Annotated in this window: 12 protein-coding genes; 4 read left to right on the top strand and 8 right to left on the bottom strand. The window is 45.4% G+C overall.

Translation table 11 applies throughout. From position 1 onward, the window contains the following. Positions 1-6 precede the first annotated feature (6 nt). The 5 genes from BS19_RS19015 to BS19_RS18995 all read right to left on the bottom strand — a co-directional run bounded on the left by BS19_RS19015 (position 7) and on the right by BS19_RS18995 (position 5,616). On the bottom strand, positions 7-981 hold the full coding sequence (locus tag BS19_RS19015; protein ID WP_038177487.1) for an ABC transporter ATP-binding protein: 975 nt from the start codon (positions 979-981) through the stop codon (positions 7-9). Between the two features lies 1 nt (position 982). Next, positions 983-1,945 (bottom strand): ABC transporter ATP-binding protein, encoded by a 963-nt coding sequence (locus BS19_RS19010; RefSeq protein WP_038177486.1) that lies wholly within the window; start codon positions 1,943-1,945, stop codon positions 983-985. Continuing rightward, positions 1,942-2,928, bottom strand: a complete 987-nt coding sequence (locus BS19_RS19005; protein ID WP_038177484.1) for an ABC transporter permease — start codon at positions 2,926-2,928, stop codon at positions 1,942-1,944. Before BS19_RS19005 ends, BS19_RS19010 begins: the two co-directional genes overlap by 4 nt. A gap of 8 nt (positions 2,929-2,936) precedes the next feature. Next, on the bottom strand, positions 2,937-3,911 hold the full coding sequence (locus tag BS19_RS19000) for an ABC transporter permease (protein WP_038177483.1): 975 nt from the start codon (positions 3,909-3,911) through the stop codon (positions 2,937-2,939). A gap of 61 nt (positions 3,912-3,972) precedes the next feature. Beyond that, positions 3,973-5,616 (bottom strand): ABC transporter substrate-binding protein, encoded by a 1,644-nt coding sequence (locus tag BS19_RS18995; RefSeq protein WP_038177481.1) that lies wholly within the window; start codon positions 5,614-5,616, stop codon positions 3,973-3,975. A gap of 406 nt (positions 5,617-6,022) precedes the next feature. Between BS19_RS18995 and BS19_RS18990 the strand changes: the two genes are divergently transcribed. Beyond that, a complete protein-coding gene (locus BS19_RS18990) occupies positions 6,023-6,802 on the top strand; it encodes a type 2 periplasmic-binding domain-containing protein (protein WP_245609312.1) in 780 nt (259 codons plus the stop codon). An 87-nt stretch (positions 6,803-6,889) separates the two neighbouring features. Here BS19_RS18990 and BS19_RS18985 read toward each other — a convergent pair whose 3' ends face one another. After that, positions 6,890-7,888, bottom strand: a complete 999-nt coding sequence (locus BS19_RS18985; protein ID WP_038177479.1) for a LacI family DNA-binding transcriptional regulator — start codon at positions 7,886-7,888, stop codon at positions 6,890-6,892. Positions 7,889-8,459: 571 nt separating this feature from the next. Between BS19_RS18985 and BS19_RS18980 the strand changes: the two genes are divergently transcribed. Then, positions 8,460-9,743, top strand: coding sequence for a carbohydrate porin (locus BS19_RS18980; protein WP_038177478.1), 1,284 nt, complete (start codon positions 8,460-8,462; stop codon positions 9,741-9,743). Between the two features lie 94 nt (positions 9,744-9,837). Here the strand turns inward: BS19_RS18980 and BS19_RS18975 are convergent, their stop codons facing one another. Further along, positions 9,838-10,758, bottom strand: a complete 921-nt coding sequence (locus BS19_RS18975) for a helix-turn-helix domain-containing protein (protein ID WP_038177477.1) — start codon at positions 10,756-10,758, stop codon at positions 9,838-9,840. A gap of 152 nt (positions 10,759-10,910) precedes the next feature. Between BS19_RS18975 and BS19_RS18970 the strand changes: the two genes are divergently transcribed. Beyond that, positions 10,911-13,685: a glycoside hydrolase family 3 protein gene (locus BS19_RS18970; RefSeq protein ID WP_038177476.1), complete on the top strand. Its 2,775-nt coding sequence runs from the start codon at positions 10,911-10,913 to the stop codon at positions 13,683-13,685. Positions 13,686-13,892: 207 nt separating this feature from the next. On the opposite strand, the gene BS19_RS18965 is transcribed toward BS19_RS18970, so the two are convergent. Continuing rightward, positions 13,893-15,653: an SgrR family transcriptional regulator gene (locus tag BS19_RS18965; RefSeq protein ID WP_038177475.1), complete on the bottom strand. Its 1,761-nt coding sequence runs from the start codon at positions 15,651-15,653 to the stop codon at positions 13,893-13,895. A 358-nt stretch (positions 15,654-16,011) separates the two neighbouring features. Here BS19_RS18965 and BS19_RS18960 point away from each other — a divergent pair, with 358 nt between their 5' ends. After that, positions 16,012-17,448 carry a coniferyl aldehyde dehydrogenase gene (locus BS19_RS18960; RefSeq protein WP_038177474.1) on the top strand — a complete coding sequence of 479 codons (1,437 nt, stop codon included), beginning with the start codon at positions 16,012-16,014 and terminating at the stop codon, positions 17,446-17,448. The last annotated feature ends 79 nt before the right edge of the window (positions 17,449-17,527 follow it).

Genomic DNA, 17,527 nt, shown 5'->3' with positions numbered 1-17,527 from the left:
TATTAATTATAGGTGATGGCAGCGAACGTAGTGGTCTTGGCCCACTTGAGTCGGCTCAGGAATGGATTGGGTACACTCCTCGCTCGCTTTCAAACATCGGGTCGCAAATGGACAACCGACACTGCTTGGTTTCCAAGATGGAATGTCACCTTTTTTCGCTAGCAGCTCACGACGACCGGATTGACCAGGCTCAGGTACTGCTGACAGCAATAGCTTCGAGTAGGGATGCTGTGGGTTTTGTGTCACGCTATCACTGCTACCCCATTCGACCATATGACCGACGTACATCACCGCGGTTTTCTCGGCAAAGTATCGTGCGGTTGCGATGTCGTGCGTGATGTACATGAAAGAAATACCATGCTTATCTTTGAGATCGGACATGAGATTTAAGATGCCAAGGCGAACTGACACATCAAGCATCGAAATCGGTTCATCGGCAAGAATGACTTCAGGATCGACCGCTAAAGCACGTGCAATCGCTACACGCTGACGTTGGCCACCACTCAATTCATAGGGAAACTTTTCCGCTGTTTCTTTGGCAGGGCTAAGGCCGACCAATTCAAGTAAGTCATGGACAAGTTTCGGGATCGCCTCTTTTTCAGCTCGTTTATGAATTAATAATGGTCGTGCAATGTGATGATAGATGCTGTGCACTGGGTTAAGTGAGCCAAATGGGTCTTGGAAGATCATCTGCACTTGTCTAGCGTACTCAAGTTCACCATGCTGTTTGATATATTCATCCAAAGGTTGTCCTTTGAAGGTAATATTTCCGGCCGTTTTGTCATAAATGCGGGTAAGAATACGGGCACCTGTACTTTTGCCAGAGCCTGATTCACCTACAATGGCAAGTGCTTCACCTTTCTTGAGTTCAAACGACACGTCATTGACGGCACGCATCATGTTTTTCGATTGACCGATAGGAAAGTCTTTTACCAAGTTTTCAATAGATAAAATAGTTTGATGTTTTTCGATAAGCTCCATCTTACATTTCCTCTACTAGGTGACAGGCCACTTGATGGTTAGGTCGGTTAGCAATAAGTCTCGGCTCTTGTTGCGAACATACTTCACTACACTTAGTGCAGCGCTCTTGGAAGTTACAACCTTGCGGAATCTTCAGTAGGTTCACGGGATTGCCCGGAATACCATATAGTCGCTCTTTTGGTCCGTGAATGGTCGGAAAAGAAGAGATAAGCCCTTGGCTGTAGGGATGATCGGGTTGACTAAACACACGCTTAGCATCGCCAAGCTCAATTAGGTTGCCAGCGTACATCACACCAATTCGGTCGGCGATTTCACCCATCAAGCTCAGGTCGTGGCTTATGAATAGGATTGAAAAACCAAATTTTTCTTTAAGATCATAGAGCTCGTTAAGAATCTCGCGTTCTACCACCACGTCGAGCGCCGTTGTTGGCTCATCCATGATGATCAATTTTGGCTCCAGTGCGAGAGCAATAGCGATGACCACACGTTGACGCATCCCGCCACTCAGTTGGTGTGGGAAACTTGCCATGCGGTCTGCATGAATACCGACGACTTTAAGCAGTTCCACTGCGCGATCATGAGCTTGTTGATAGCGCACTTTTCGGTGTGCGAGGATAACATCGGTAAGTTGTTCACCGATGGTAATCACTGGGTTGAGAGAGTTCATCGCACTTTGGAAAACCACTGACACGTCATTCCAACGGAAGTCACGTAGCTGGCGGTCCGTCATTTTCAATATATCTTGACCCTTGTATAGGATTTCACCTTCAGAGATCAGTGCCGGTGCTTTGTGCAGTCGAGAAATAGCAAAGGCGAGGGTACTTTTTCCACAGCCTGATTCACCTGCGATACCCAGGGTTTCGCCTTCTGCAATCTTTAAGCTAACATTGTTGACAGCACGTGCTACGCCATTCGGAGAGACGTAATCGACACACAGATTATTGATTTCTAATAGGGTGCTCATTTTAGACCTCTACGTTTATCTGCTTCTAACTTTAGTTTGCGCCACAGTTTCATATGTGGGCCAGTTCTTAGTTTCGGGTTACTGACTTGGTCAATCGACATGTTGATTAAAGCCAACGCGCCGCCAGTTATTGCTAGTGCAATCGCTGGCACTAACATTTCCCACCAAGCGCCGGTGTAGAGTGATGCGGACGTTTGCGCCCAATAAAGCATCGAGCCCCAACTGACTTCTGTCGCATCACTGAGACCTAGGAAACCAAGCCCCGCTTCTGCGCCCATTGCATAAATAACCGCGCCCAAGAAACCACCGAATACGATAGAAATTAGATTCGGTAGTATTTCGATAAAAATAATGCGAGCTTTTGATTCCCCCATTACTTCTGCTGAAATGATGAACTCTTTACTGCGAATCGCCATGGTTTGTGAGCGAATAACACGGGCACCCCACGGCCAGGAAGTGATCCCGAGCAGCAAGGCGATGACCCCGGAACCGACTTGCCCAAAAAAGGCCGCTAGTACGATCAATAAGGGGAGCTGTGGGAACACCAAGAATACGTTGGTCAGGAAGTTCAAACGCTCGTCGATTTTGCCACCAAAATATCCAGCGGTTAAACCAACCACTACCGCGAGCGTCATTGCGATAACACCAGCCGTTAGAGCTACCGACAACGTTTTTTGGCCTCCATATAGCACTTGGCTGTATACGTCTCGTCCAGAACGCGTGCTACCGAAGTAGTGCTCTGCGCTTGGGGCTTCGTGTGGCCTTGCAACTCGTTTCTCTGGATCATGTGTGGCGAGCACAGGTGCGAATAGTGTTCCTATCAGCACGACAGTGAGCAAGAAGGTGCCAATGATAGCTGGTGGGTTGCCATAGAAGAAATTGTACAAACCATGCAGTTTCTGTTTGATGTTTTTCCAACAAAATGTCGACTGTTTAATCACAGGTTCATTCGGATCGACATTTGGGTTCAATAAGTTATCCATGATGCACCTTAGTTAGAGATTCGTGGGTCAAGCCAAACGTACAGTAAATCCGCAATGAAGTTAGCGGCGAGGACTGCGGTTACAAGAATAAGTAAGATCGCTTGGATTAGAGGGTAATCACGTGCATTGATCGCATTGAGAAGTACATTTCCCAGACCTTGATAGTTAAAAACGATCTCTGTCATGATTGAACCTGCGAATGAGAAGCCAATCGCCATTGCAATCGCTGTGGCAACTGGAAGAATCGCATTTCGGCCAGCGTAACGAGACATCACACGGAAGCTGCTAAGGCCTTTGGCTTCTGCCATAGTGACATAGTCTTCACCGAGCACGTTGATCATCGCGTTGCGCATGTTAAAGACCCAAGTCGAAATACCGACTACAACCATTGAACCAACAGGTAATACGGCATGCTTAAGAACACTGGAGATAAATTCCCAACTGAAACTTGGCTCTAAGCTTTGATCATAAGTGTATGCAAGTGGCAACAGTTCCATCTTTAAGCCAAAAAAGTAAAACAGTAATAATGCTGTTACCACGTATGGGAAGTTACTAATAAATGCAAGAATCGGTGGAACAAACTGACCGAATAACCCTTCACGGCGATATGACGCATAAGTGCCGATGCTAACGCCGATAATTAAGGCGACGATCAAAGAGCCTAATGCGAGAAAAAGAGTCCAAGGTAGCGTCATTGCGATAACGTCCATGACGCTGACAGGGAACATCAGTACTGAAGGTCCCAAATCAAGGGTGAAGACACTTTTAATGTAAGAGAAATATTGAACAAAAATATTGCCATCTACGAAGCCGTACATCTCGCGTACAGCGTCCATCTGAGATGGGTCCATCTGGCCCGCAGAAGCTGCGAATAAAGCGGCCACTGGGTCACCAGGCATAATCCTTGGTAGCGCAAAGTTAAAAGTAATTGCTACGAGGAAAGCGGTAAAATAAAAGCCAAATCGGCGAAATAAAAACGACATAAAATTACCTTAAACTGAATTAAGCATGGTCATGGCACTGCCACGACCATGCGATGGAGAGTTACTTAAGGTGTAAGTTATTAAGGATAATCACACGCTTACCTGCATCATAAAATACTGGCTGAACGTATGGGTTTTCTGCTGTTGGCCAACCAGTGAACTTCTTAGTGCTGTACTGGAACCAAGTCGCATTAGAAAACAATGGAATAAACGGGATGTTCTCTGCGGTGAAACGCTGTAGATCATCAATGATCGCTTGCTGTTTTTCTGTATCAGAAGTGCGGCCAAACGCTTCGATCATCTCATCGACTTCTGGGCTATGCACACCGTGACCTGCATGCCAAGTTACGCCAATACGAGAGGTGTGGTAGTACTCTTGGAAAGCAAGAATTGGGTCTGCAGCAACCATCGACCAGTTGATCGACATGCTGTAGGTGCTTTTCTTCAAGTTTTCGTCGTAAACCGACCAGTCAACCGTTTTTACATTGGCTTTGATGCCGACTTCTTGGTAGTACTCAGACACCATCTGAACCACTTGGATCCAGTCTGTCCAACCGTTTACTACTTCAATATCAAACTCAAATGGCTTGCCATCTTTGGTTTCGCGGATGCCATCGCCATTGGTATCTTTCAATCCCGCTTCATCCAATAGTTTGTTGGCTTTTTCAGGGTTGAATTGAGTTAAAGAAGCGTATTCTTTGTTTAAGTCGTGATCGATATACGGCGAATAAAGCTCAGCGATACCGCCTACGTTGTAGTTCACGGTTGGATAGCCGTAGGCTGCAAACTCGACAATTGACTCACGGTCCAGTGCCATGGAAAGTGCTTGACGAACTTTAACATCATCAAACGGTGCTTCTTTCGTGTTTACATATAGGTGAATCGCATCATTCGCTGGGTACCAGTAATGGTTGTTCTCTTTATCTAAATCGACATAAGTACGGTCAATATCAGCAATAAAGTTTGAACCCCAATCGATTTCTCCACGAATCAGAGCGGGTTGAACTTGTGAGTTATCACTGAACGAGCGGAAGTTTACACAGTCAATGTAAGGGCGATTTTCGTTGGCTAAATAGTAGTTAGGGTTGCGGCACAGTTCCATCTGTTGAGCACGTTGATACTTAACCTCAGTAAACGGACCATTACCGATTGGATTCGGGTTAGTAAAAGTGGTCAAATCCTTGGCTTTCGACCACTGAGCCTTAGGTACGATATGATACGCGCTGACGTGAAGAATAAAGGTAGAGTCAGCCTCTTTAAGGTTAAATTGTACTGTCACGTTATCAATTACATCGATTGACTTCAGGTTACCAGCCTCGCCCCAAAAACCTTTTATGTCGAAGGCTGGAGCCTCTTTTGGCATGGTATAGCTGTAGGCAATATCTTCTGCAGTCAGTGGTGAACCGTCCGACCAAGTGAGACCGTTTCGAATTTTAATTGTCAGCGTTTTAAGATCGTCTGAATACTGGTATGACTCGGCAAGGCGGTAGTCAATATCACCAGTCATGTTGTTATGAACCATTAGCGGTTCAAACATGGTTCCAATAAGAATATCTTTGGTTGTATAGGGGTTAAAGTTCTCAACAAAGCCATTGTTAATGATCGGAACTATTAACGTACCGCCTTGCTTAATTTCGTCTGCTTGAACAGTCGTTGATAAAAGCATGCTGGTAGCAAGCGTAGCGACCAGAGTTTTCTTATGCATCACATCGTCCTTATTTATTTAGTTATAGGTTTGGTTCATCCCCCGAAGCACTTGAGAAAGCGCTTTCTTAGGGCCGTTTTATGCTGATCCTAAGAGGATTTCAAACTTTTGTGTGCAAAGTTCATTGTGGATCACAGAAATTAGCTCAAGTTTCAAAAAGTTTGTCCAATGGTCTTTTTGCGTTAATTCTCTTTTAAATTAGTTAGTTAAAGTGATGACTTTGATTTTAATCAAACTTTTTTCAGATAGATTTATCGCTGAATAGAGGACGTACTTTAAGGGGAGTTGAGGCAATTGTTTGAGTCAGATCACGTCTTTTTTATCAGTAAATTTGCGAGGTGTCACATTTCAGTACAAAATGAAAGAAAGCGCTTTCTTTGGTGGGTGGATTGGATAAAGTTTGCTGATGATTTTAGCCATTAAAGAGTCGTCTATGATCCACTTCTGGAATGGAAATAAGTCCGCTGCAAGGCAGGCTTATGAACATCAACTGCTTGAACTTGTTCTACATCACATTGGTATTGATGAGCAAGTACATAATGACATGACCGATTACCCCAATGCCGATGATGAAGGGGCTGTGCTTGATAACGGCGCTGATCTACTTGTGACAGTGGCAGGCAATCGCAAATTTATGGGGCGTGACTTTATTGAGGTTCCAACGCCGTTATGCAAGGGCCTATTAGGTTGGCGTGTTCCGATAATTCATCACTCACGTCAAGGTGAGTTTGCTCACATGTCTGAAGATGAGCTTAAGCAACAATGTGTTGGTGTGCCAAATACGTGGGTTGATGCTGAATTATTCCGACATAATGGTTACAACGTCAAAGAGAAGGGCAGTTTAGCTGAAATGTTGACTTGGCTTGCACAGGGTAAAGTTGATTTTCTGACTCTTGGTGCCAATGAAGCCGATGAAGTTTTACAACAGTATGATACGCATACTGCATCGTTAATGATTGAGCCAACCAAAGCGCTTAGATATTCTTTTCCTGTGGTTTTCTACGTCAATTCATCGCAACCTCAACTGGCAATGCAGTTAGAGCAAGGTTTAAAAATAATCATCAATAATGGCTGTTTTGATCAGCTATTTATACAACATTTTGCCAAGGTACTAAAAGCTGTGGATTTGGAGAGTCGTGATAGCATTGCGCTTGAGAATCCATTACTGCCTATGATTTATCGATAATCAAGGTTGTATTAGGTGCTCCATGAGAGCACCTTTGTCATCATCACTTTATATTGCAAAATACCGAGTTGTTATTTAGCAGCACTGTTATTCAAAAGCGCCCGCCGACTCACGGACAACCAACTTTGGCTCTAAACGATGTTTAATCGTTAGTGCCTCTTTGTTTACGAAAGAGAGAACACCATGCGCGGCTTCAGTGCCCATCTCCTCAACTGGGAAGTTGACGGTCGTTAACCTGGGGCGGATATGCTGACTGTGGCTGTCATTATCAAAACCTACCACGGACAAGTCTTTACCTATTTTGATGCCTCTTTCAATTGCGATGTCATATACAGCCAGAGCAATATTATCATTTTGACAAAATATGGCGCTGATGTCGGGGGCGCGGTCGAGTAGACGTCTTGCTTTATCGTGATTACCGTTATGGTCAAAGCGACCTTCGACCACCAGATTCGCATCGTATTGAAGGCCAAACTCGGCTAAAGCGTTGCGATAGCCTTGTAATCGATCGCGACTATCGCCTTTACTCAATTGCCCAGTGATACACGCAACGCGAGTATGACCAAGCTCAAGCAAGTGTTTGGTGGCTAAGTAACCACCCAGCTCATTGTCGATATAGATACAGTGTTCGGCGACTTCAGGAATGCAACGGTTGAGGATGATGGTCGATGGGTTGTCTTCGACTACTTTAATCAATTCGTCATCAGAGAGTTTATCTGAGTGAATGATTAGTCCGTCGACCTGCCTAGATCGAAGAAAATTAATCGAGTCTTGTTCTTTTTCATAAGACTCTTGACCACTGGTGACGATAAGGTAATTATTTTTCTGTCGAACAGTATCTTCAGCGTAATGCATCAAAGGTCCATAAAAAGGGCCATCCAATGAGCCGACCAGCATACCAATACTATTCGAACGACTTGATGCTAAGGCTTGAGCGAAGGCGTTGGGCTTATACCCTAATTGTTCGATGGCTTCGAAGACCTTATTACGATTTGCCTCTTTGACGGTAGGGTGGCCGTTAAGTGCTCGGGAAACGGTTGACTGAGAGACTTTAGCCAATTCTGACACTTCTTTAATCGTAATCACGGAGTGTTCCTTTATCAATAAAAACAGCAAGATGCGGCGCTTCAAATTGTTCAAACAAAGCTAAATCAGCTGTCTTCTATTTATCCTGTTCTGCTTAAGCACAAAAGTATATTGCGTCTGAGCTATAAATTCTCAAGAAAGCGTTTTCTTTTGTAAGCTAACGATTAAAAACAAGTTGTGCAACAAGTTTTTGATTATGGTGATTTTAATCGCTCAAGACACAAACAGTAAAGGGTGTTGCACTGTATTTACTAGACTGTTAATGGTTTGAGTGGGCGGTATTGTTGGTTAAATACGACATTTATATTTATTTTCAATCGATATGATTAATGACTATCACCTGTTGGGTTTGTGATCTTGCCCATATTGAAAGCGCTTTCTTTGGGTTGTTTATCACATTTTGTAGGGGCTATTATCGATAGACTGCTTGCCATTGCCAGAATTCAAGACTGATATTTCACTGCCTTCCATCACTTTGTTGGAGAAATACCGTTCTATTGCTAGTTTTTGGCAATTATTACCCTAATAAAAGAAAGCGCTTTCTTAATGGCGTATCGAACATGGAGTTACTATGAAACATTTTAAGGTTTTACCTCTTGCTGCCATCATCGCGACCTCAATGGCCTCATTTGCTTCGACAGCTGAAACAGATGTGGCTTCACTTGAGAAGCGAATTCAAGAACTAGAAACGAAGCTAGAAACAAATTATTTTGATGACCAACAACCTGCGGTTCTTTCTTCTGAAACTGAGGTGCCCGCAGGTATCGTTTTCTCTGGTTACGCACGTTATGGTGCACATTACCAAGGCAGTGATGCAAAACGTGTTGGATCATTCGGTTCTCTCAATGCGAATGCAACCGGCCGTTTGGGTAACGAAGGAAATGGTGGTGAGTTCCAGTTCGCTAAAGCATTCCAAAGTGACGGCGGTGCTATTTGGGATATCGTCCTGATGATGGAACATTGGGCTGACCCTTCATGGGCGAGTGACCCTGATATTGGTTTGAAGAAGTTTTACGCTGGCGCGACTAACTTGTTTGAATCGCAAAAAGATCTCTACATTTGGGCAGGCCGCGACTTCCATCAACGTCCACAAACCGATTTGAACGACTACTTTTGGATGTCTCATGATGGTCAAGGTGCGGGCTTCTACAACCTCGATCTTGGTGGCGTTAAGCTAAACGTGGGCGCTGTCGGTGAGATAGACGGTGGTAACGTTTCTGATTCTGGTCGATATGCGGTAACCACCAAGTTGCACGGTTTTAACTTGGGCGAAACGTTTGACCTAAGCCTATATGCCAACTACGGTTGGGACTCGAAGCAAGTCGATAGCAGAGAGAAAATCGAAGCATACCAAGTGGCTGCTGAGCTTGGGTTCTTGGGCCAAAAATTGATTGTTCGCTACGCAGACAACGCGAAAGACAGTGTATTGTACAGCTACGCTGTGGCTGAAGATCAAAACGCGTTACTCGTTCAGTTTGATGGTGGCCAATCTCTGACTGATCGCGCAGGCATTCAATACTCTGTAGGTTATCAATCATTGGATGTTAGTGGCAGTGAGAGCCGCGTCAACTACCACGCAATCGTACGTCCAACCTACCAATGGGATGATGTCCATTCAACTTGGTTTGAAGCGGGCTATAACGTAGTGGATTACAAAGACTTTGATGCACAAAACAGCTCTTGGAAAGCAACGGTTTCGCAAAATATGGCCATCGGTGGTGAAACCTGGTCTCGCCCAATGTTGCGTTTCTACGCGACAGTCGGTAACCAAGACAATGAATTTACAGGTGTAAATGAAGACCCGACCGATCTAGATACGCTAACCGTTGGTGCTATGTTTGAGGCTTGGTGGTAAGCAGGTAGACGCTACCCACCTAGGTGTGTCTAGCCAAGAGGCACACCTAACTTTTTTTATTATCCATTATTAGTCACAACACTTTGTTGACCTATTATCTCTGATACAGGACTTGCTCCTCGTTATCGCCTTTGCCGCTCCTCTGTGTAGCGGCTTTTTTTATGTCTGTACGCGGGGTTTGACCAAATTGTTGTTTGTAGCACTTGGAAAAATAGTTGCTGTCACTAAAACCACTTCGCTCGGCGATAACCTGAACCGAACCTACCTTTTCGTCAATGATCAACTGATGTGAATAGTTAAGCTGCAGTGTGCGCAGGTATTGCATTGGTGAACACTCAAAGTATTGACGAAATAAACGCTGCAATTGCCTTGAGCTAACAAACGCTGCATTGGCGATGTGTTCAATGTCGATATGGCTATCGGTGAAGTGTTGTTCTATGTATACCAAGGCGCGGCTAAGTACAAAGGTGGTTTGAGGGGTATCAAGTTGCTGCTTGTGATAAAGCCGAGCCAGTTTGACCACCAATTGCTGCATTAGGCTGCTGATGACGATCTCAAAGCCAGGTTCTGCTTGTTGGTATTCGTTACGAATTTGTTCTAATAGAGTCGCAGCCTGCGGTAACTGCTCACGGCTGAGCGTAAGCTTGGCGCTATATTCACTGGTTTGACGGGCTATCGGCTCAATTTTGAACAGCGCTTGATAACCGGACAGTGCGCGCATAGAAGGCAACTCAAAAAAAGGCGACGATGCATCGAACATTAGATTGATCAGTTTGAGGTTATCGACGTCTTTGAACCCGTGCTCTGTATCACCGTTGATAACAAAAATGTCGCCAGTGTTCAAAGGGTATTCATATTTTGAAACCACATGCTTGCCACTGCCTTCGAGTACCAAAAACAGCTCTGAAAAATCATGCTTGTGCATTGCGAAGTCGGTTTTATGGTCTCCATCGACAAAAGCAAAGTTCAGATGTTGATAACGTTGATGTGATCGAAGTCGATAGCGCGGTGTCATGTCGTTTTTTTCCTTTTTATTGTCGCTATATTCGTAGAATTGCGCGTAATCCAAGTCTACTATGTTTTGAATATAAAGCGTATCGGTTTACATGTTATGGCTGTATTCGCCAGCCCTCTACGCTTCACCTTAATAACGAATAGAGTGTACAGATGAACAATGACCTCATTATCCAAGCGCAGCAAAGCTTAGCACCAGTGAGTCGCCAAGCGGCGGCAGAAGGGATCGTGTTACTCAAAAATGACGACGCTACTTTACCGTTGCGCTGCAACGAAACCGTTTCACTTTTTGGGCGCTGCCAAATTGATACCTACCGCAGTGGTACTGGATCGGGTGGTGCAGTGAATGTCCCTTATTCGATCAGTGCATTAGAAGGTTTGCGCAGCAATGCAACTATTTCTATCAACCAAGACTTGGTCGCTATCTATCAAGAGTGGATTGCCGATCACCCGTTTGATGATGGCGGCGGTGGCTGGGCAGCAGAGCCGTGGTACCAACAAGAAATGCCCCTAACCGAGCAGTTGGTTATCGATGCTGCGCAGCAATCGGTAAAGGCGGTGGTGTTTATAGGACGTACTGCTGGAGAAGATCAAGACAACGCGGATGCATCAGGAAGTTATCGTCTTACTGAAACTGAGTTCGATATGCTCAGCAAAGTTAGCCAGCATTTTGATCACGTGATTGTGGTGATGAATGTCACTAACATTATGGATATGTCTTGGCTCACCACGGTTGAACATCATCAGTCGATTAAAGCTGTGTTGTATAGCTGGGCCGCTGGTATGGAAGGAGGGCATGCGTTAGCCGATATCCTCAGTGGTAATGTTTCACCGAGTGGCCGCTTGACCGACACCATCGCATACCGATTAGAAGATTACCCATCTTCGGCTCATTTCGGTGCTAAAGATTACAATCTCTACGCTGAAGATATTTACGTCGGCTATCGCTACTTTGAAACATTTGCGCCACAGGCCGTTCAGTTTCCCTTTGGTGCTGGTTTAAGTTACACCGAGTTCTCACGCGAAATGCTTGGGCTCGAAGTGAAAGGTCAAGGTAAGCAAACGACGCTATGTTTCAACGTTAAAGTGACCAATATTGGCACCACTTATGCGGGCAAAGAGGTGGTTCAACTTTACGTCGCAGCGCCGCAAGGGGCGTTAGGTAAACCGGCTCGCAGCTTGGTTGGATTTGAGAAAACAGAGCGACTCCATCCTGGTGAGTCTCAGACGTTGAGCATCGAGCTAACGTTAGATCGACTGGCCTCTTTTGACGACACTGGCGCGAGCGGATTTAAAAACAGTTATGTGATTGAGCGTGGTCAGTATCACTTCTACGTAGGTGCAAGTGTTCGTGAAGCGGTGAAAGTTGAGCCAAACTGGCAGGTGGATGAGACCTTTGTCGTTGAAGCTCTGACAGAGGCTTGTGCTCCAATTACCGCGTTTGAGCGAATTATACCAGGCGATTGCAATCATGATGGCGTGTATACCTTAACCTATGAGTCAGTACCACTGCGTACGACTGATATGGCGCAGCGCATTAAAGACAACATGCCGCAATCTATCGAGTTTACTGCTGACCAAGGCATTAAACTTCATCACGTTAAACAAAAACAAGCGACGTTAGAGCAGTTTGTCGCGCAAATGACACCGCAACAGTTAGCAACCATTGTACGCGGCGAAGGGATGTGCAGTCCCAAAGTCACGCCAGGCACAGCGGCTGCGTTTGGTGGTGTCAGTGATGAGCTATTTGAATTGGGTATTCCCGTGGTTGCCGCTGCCGATGGACCATCGGGTATTCGTATGGACAGTGGCCACAAAGCGACCCAAGTGCCAATTGGTACTCTATTGGGCTGTACGTGGAACAGACCGCTTAATCAGCAGTTGTTTAACTTAGTTGGCCAAGAGCTCAAAGCCAATCAAATCGATACATTACTTGGCCCAGGGATTAACATTCATCGTCATCCACTTAATGGGCGTAACTTTGAGTATTTCTCAGAAGATCCATTGATGACCGGAGTGATGGCCGCTGCGCAAACTCGTGGACTGAAGCAAGCGGGTGTTTCCGGAACAATTAAGCATTATGCAGCCAATGATCAGGAAACGGCTCGTGTTGATGTGGACAGCGTGATGTCACAAAGGGCGTTGCGTGAAATACATATTAAAGCGTTTGAAATGGCGGTAAAAGAGGGCGATGCGACGACAATCATGACATCGTATAACCCAGTTAATGGTCATTGGGCGGCTTCTAACTATGACCTGAATACCGCAATCTTGCGTGATGAGTGGGGTTATCGCGGTATTGTAATGACGGATTGGTGGGCGAAAATGAACGATCCAATTCAAGCTGGAAAAGAAGCGAAAACCTTCACATCCTTTATGATTCGTTCGCAAAATGATCTGTATATGGTGGTTGAGAATGATGGTGCTAAAACTAATGCGATGGGCGATGATACCATCGAGGCGTTGGATAACGGCACGCTAGAATTAGGCGAGTTACAACGCTGTGCGATGAATATCTGTCGCTTTATCTTGCAAACCCCTGCAATGGAGCGCCCGCTTGTCGCCTATGATCCGATCAAAGCTTTCTCGGCTCATAACAGTGCAAAAACTGAGCAATATCACAGTGTTGAACAACCGATTGAGATCAACAGTAAAACCAACCTTACGTTGTCGTTTTACGTTGAGCAGACTGGGATCTATCAATGTCATGGGGTGATGAACTACGACCGTGATTCGCTGGCTCAGTCTGCGTGTAGCTTGTGGCTTAATGGCGAGTTTAGCCAGACGTTACCAACCAACGGTACCGATGGAAAATCGATCAAGGTTGAGGGGCTGCAAGTTAAACTTGAACAGGGTTACTATCAGTTGACGTTAGACTTTGTTAAACCAGGCTTGCAGTTAGAGCAAATCGTATTTGTTAAACTGTAACCTTAATGCTGATTGATTGGCATAGTGTTGGCTAATAATTTGTGTCGGCTAATCTATTTGGCGTACACAGGTAACTGTGCTCAAGGATAACGCAATCAATGTTAGTCATTACGCTGACAGAGCTCGAGTTGCTGTCAGCGTTGATCGTTTTGAGGCTGCTGTTTACGATACAGAAAATTGAGTGGACTAATTATTGTCCGCTCAATTTCAGTCCGTCGACCACACATTGCGAATATCTGGCCAACCCCAGTTCGTCAGTTCAACATCATTCAAAACGCCCTGAAAGCGCAGAGTTTGTCGGTGGTGAAACAGTGGCGCTAACCAAAATTGATTGATCAATGCAGAAGCGATCGGTTCAAGTGCCTCTAAGTAGTCATGTAGTTGGGTTTGAGCACGCAGCGAAGTGAGGTGTTCCATTAGCCACTGCTTGGATGACTCACCAATGCAGCGTTGGATGATCGGATTATGATACAAGCTGTTAAACGCCGAGGCGTGGCGGTTATCGTCCAAATTGATGTTGGTGATAATCACAGACTCCGTTAATTGGCCCGAGATAGACAACGCGGTGAGCTCTCGGTAGCTATAGCTATTGATAGTTACCGTCACTCCTAGTTGCTCAAGTAAGTGTTTGACTGCGAGAGCGCAATGGCGCAGCGAACTGTAATCGTAGATGGCAATATCGATCTGTGGCGGCAAGTCAGTTTTAGGCATGGTTGGTCGGGTAATTTTATGCCAAATCGGCAGTAAGTTACTCGCTAGTTCACAGCCGAACAACTGGCCAGTTTGGTCGAGGTACTGGTAGACTTTTTGTGGCGTAATATAGGTCGAGAGATAGCGACGCTGCTGCTCACTGAGCACGACATTGGCGCATTGATTGAATAGCACAAACATACAACCATCTTCAGTTCTGCTCTGCTTGATCTCACTTTCAACAGCTTTGCTTTTTCCTACCGCATGGGCAACATAGTAATGACAGGACGGGCGCAGTGATGCTCCGGGTTGATTGGTTTCAATTTGTTGCTTGTCGCCAAGTTCGCTTTCATCTAAATGCCAAATGGTCACTTGATCAGTCAAGGCACGACAAGCGTAATAACGCTCGAAGGCCCTAAGGCACAGCTTGGTGTGTGAGTGCTCAGTCACTTCGAAGGGCCCAGATCCTACCACTAGCATAGGGGCGGATAGGTTGACTTGCTCAGGAGGTTGAATCGAATACTTGACCCCGGAGATCAACCCTCCAAAGCCTTGGTCGGGTTCACTGAGTTGAAATACCACGCGGTTAGCTCCGGGTGAATAAACCCGAACCAAGTGATTGAGTTCACTGCGGTAATCGTCAAGTAGAACCAGTTTGTCAAACAACGCAACAATACATTCAGCGCTAATGGGCTTGCCATTATGAAAAGTGAGCCCAGGGCGAAGAAAGAAAGACCATTCAAGAGAGGATTCATCGTAGTTCCAATGATGAGCAAGTTGGGCTTCAAGTTGACCGTCGTTACTACTTGCCACTAAACAGCAATAGATTTGACGCAGTAAATAACGCTCACTGGAACGCTGTAATTGATGGGGCACCAAGTGCTCAAAGGCGCGCTTATAGGTTAGCTGAATATGCATCAAGCCCTCGCGCAATGATGCGCCGGAGGTTCTTTGCAGTAGTTGGCCAAATGCTAATTGATCTTGATTAAGCAGTGACAGCGCCTTTTCATATTGACCTTGCAAAATTCGTTCGCTCGCCAATTGTCTTTTCAATTCAGCGAGTGAGGGCCGAAGGAATAAGGTTGAACGTTGGTTACGGCCTGATTTTGGTTGCCACGTGAGCCAAGCCAGTTGTTGCATTTGACTGAGAAGGTTGCGCGCATGTCGAGGACTGGTGCAGAGGATATTGGCGACATCTGGCAGGGTTGTTTTCACTTCGTCACCGACACCAAATGACACTAGGCGCGAGTAATAGCGCAGCAAGTTAAGCTCGGACACAGCAAAACACTCCTAAAATGAGTCATGATAAATCTCATTTTGTTCCTGTTTTCGCGCTTTTTCCAGATTATTTCGTTTAAAAGTCGCCGTTATCAGGTAAATGGGGAACAAAGGCAGGAAAAAGATCTCAGTGTTACCTTTCCTTATTCAGTGGCACAATAATTTGGCTTACTGATTTGGTAGGTGGTTCTACACGCAGCGCCGATGAAACATGCTCCTGTCCCCCACAAGCTGATGTCTATGGCGCTGCGTTTTCCTTTTTAGACAATAATTGACCATTGCAGGCGACCTGTTTAGCGACATTAGAGCAAAAACTTACTACTATGAGTAAATTGTTTGAATGAGTTGGTAGCTATTGATGGAAAAAGTGGTCGATTTGAATCGCTGGCATAAGGAACATGTCAAAAATAAGCAAGAGCTTGAGCAGTTGTATCAAAAAGTTCAGGCACTCTATCACAATGATCCGTACCCAGATCACGCTCAAAGAATCGCGTTGCTGACGCGCTTAAAAGCACAGTTACTTGCTCGGCAAGATGACCTAGTTGAGGCATTGAAAAACGATTACGGATTTCGGAGCGAATTCGATAGTTTGATCAGCGATCTTCTACCCGCCGTAAACCATATTAATTACACCATCAAACACGTAAAAAAATGGATGAAGCCAAGCCGTCGTCACGCCGGATTATTGCTCTCACCGTCAAAGGTAAAAGTTGAGTACCAGCCCGTTGGGGTCGTCGGAGTAATTGTGCCGTGGAATTTTCCAATCTTTCTTAGCCTTGGCCCTATCGTGACCGCGTTAGCTGCCGGTAATCGCGTTATGGTTAAACTTAGTGAGTACACGCCACACACCAATCAAGTGCTGAGCGAAATATGTGCATCGCTTGAGGATCATATCTTTGCTATTGAAGGTGAAGCCGACATTGCGGAGAGTTTTTCATCCTTACCCTTTGATCATCTAATTTTCACTGGTTCGACGTCAGTGGGGCGTTTGGTTGCGCAGGCTGCGGCGAAAAATCTAACCCCAGTGACGTTAGAATTAGGTGGAAAATCGCCCGTTATCATTGGCGATGATGCTGATATAAAACGCGCCGTCGATGCCATTATGATCGGGAAATCAATCAATGCCGGGCAGATTTGCGTTGCCCCTGACTATATTTTGCTACCGGAAGGTAAAGAGCAGCTGTTCATCAATACCTATTTGGCCAAGTACAAAAAGCGTTTTGTTCGCAAGGGGCAGCTAGTGCCGATAACCCAGATCGTTAATGAGCGTCAATATCAACGTTTGCAGACTTACTTGTCTGACGCCAAGCAACAAGGGGCAACCATTCATACGCTTGAGGATGTCCAGTTGAATGAGCGGCAAATGTTGCCAAATCTTATCACTGGGGTGACTCACTCAATGTTATTGATGAAAGAGGAAATTTTTGGTCCGATCTTGCCCATTATCAGTTATCGACAGCTAAGTGACGCCTTTACTATTGTCAACGAACGGCCTCGACCGCTCGCACTGTACTTGATGTCAGATAATCAGGTGCTGCAACAACAGGTGGTTGAACAGACCCACAGTGGAGGCGTAGTGATCAACGATACTTTACTGCATGTCGCGGCGGATGATGCGCCATTTGGTGGTATTGGCGAGTCGGGAATTGGCCACTACCATGGCAAAGAAGGGTTCTATACCTTTTCACATGCTAAAACCGTAATGGTGACACCATCATGGTTGCCGCGTAGTCATCTATTGCTTAATTATCCCAAGTTGTTGGTTAAACTGTTATCAAGTCTTTTTCTGCGGTAACGGTCACTGTTGACCCGTGTTAACGAGAGTGGCTGGTGGTGGTGTCGCCATACCTTTTCGATGGGCGACAACAAAAAAT

Source organism: Vibrio pacinii DSM 19139 (genome assembly GCF_000711795.1).
Classification (GTDB): domain Bacteria; phylum Pseudomonadota; class Gammaproteobacteria; order Enterobacterales; family Vibrionaceae; genus Vibrio; species Vibrio pacinii.
This window is presented reverse-complemented; position numbering and strand designations above follow the sequence as displayed.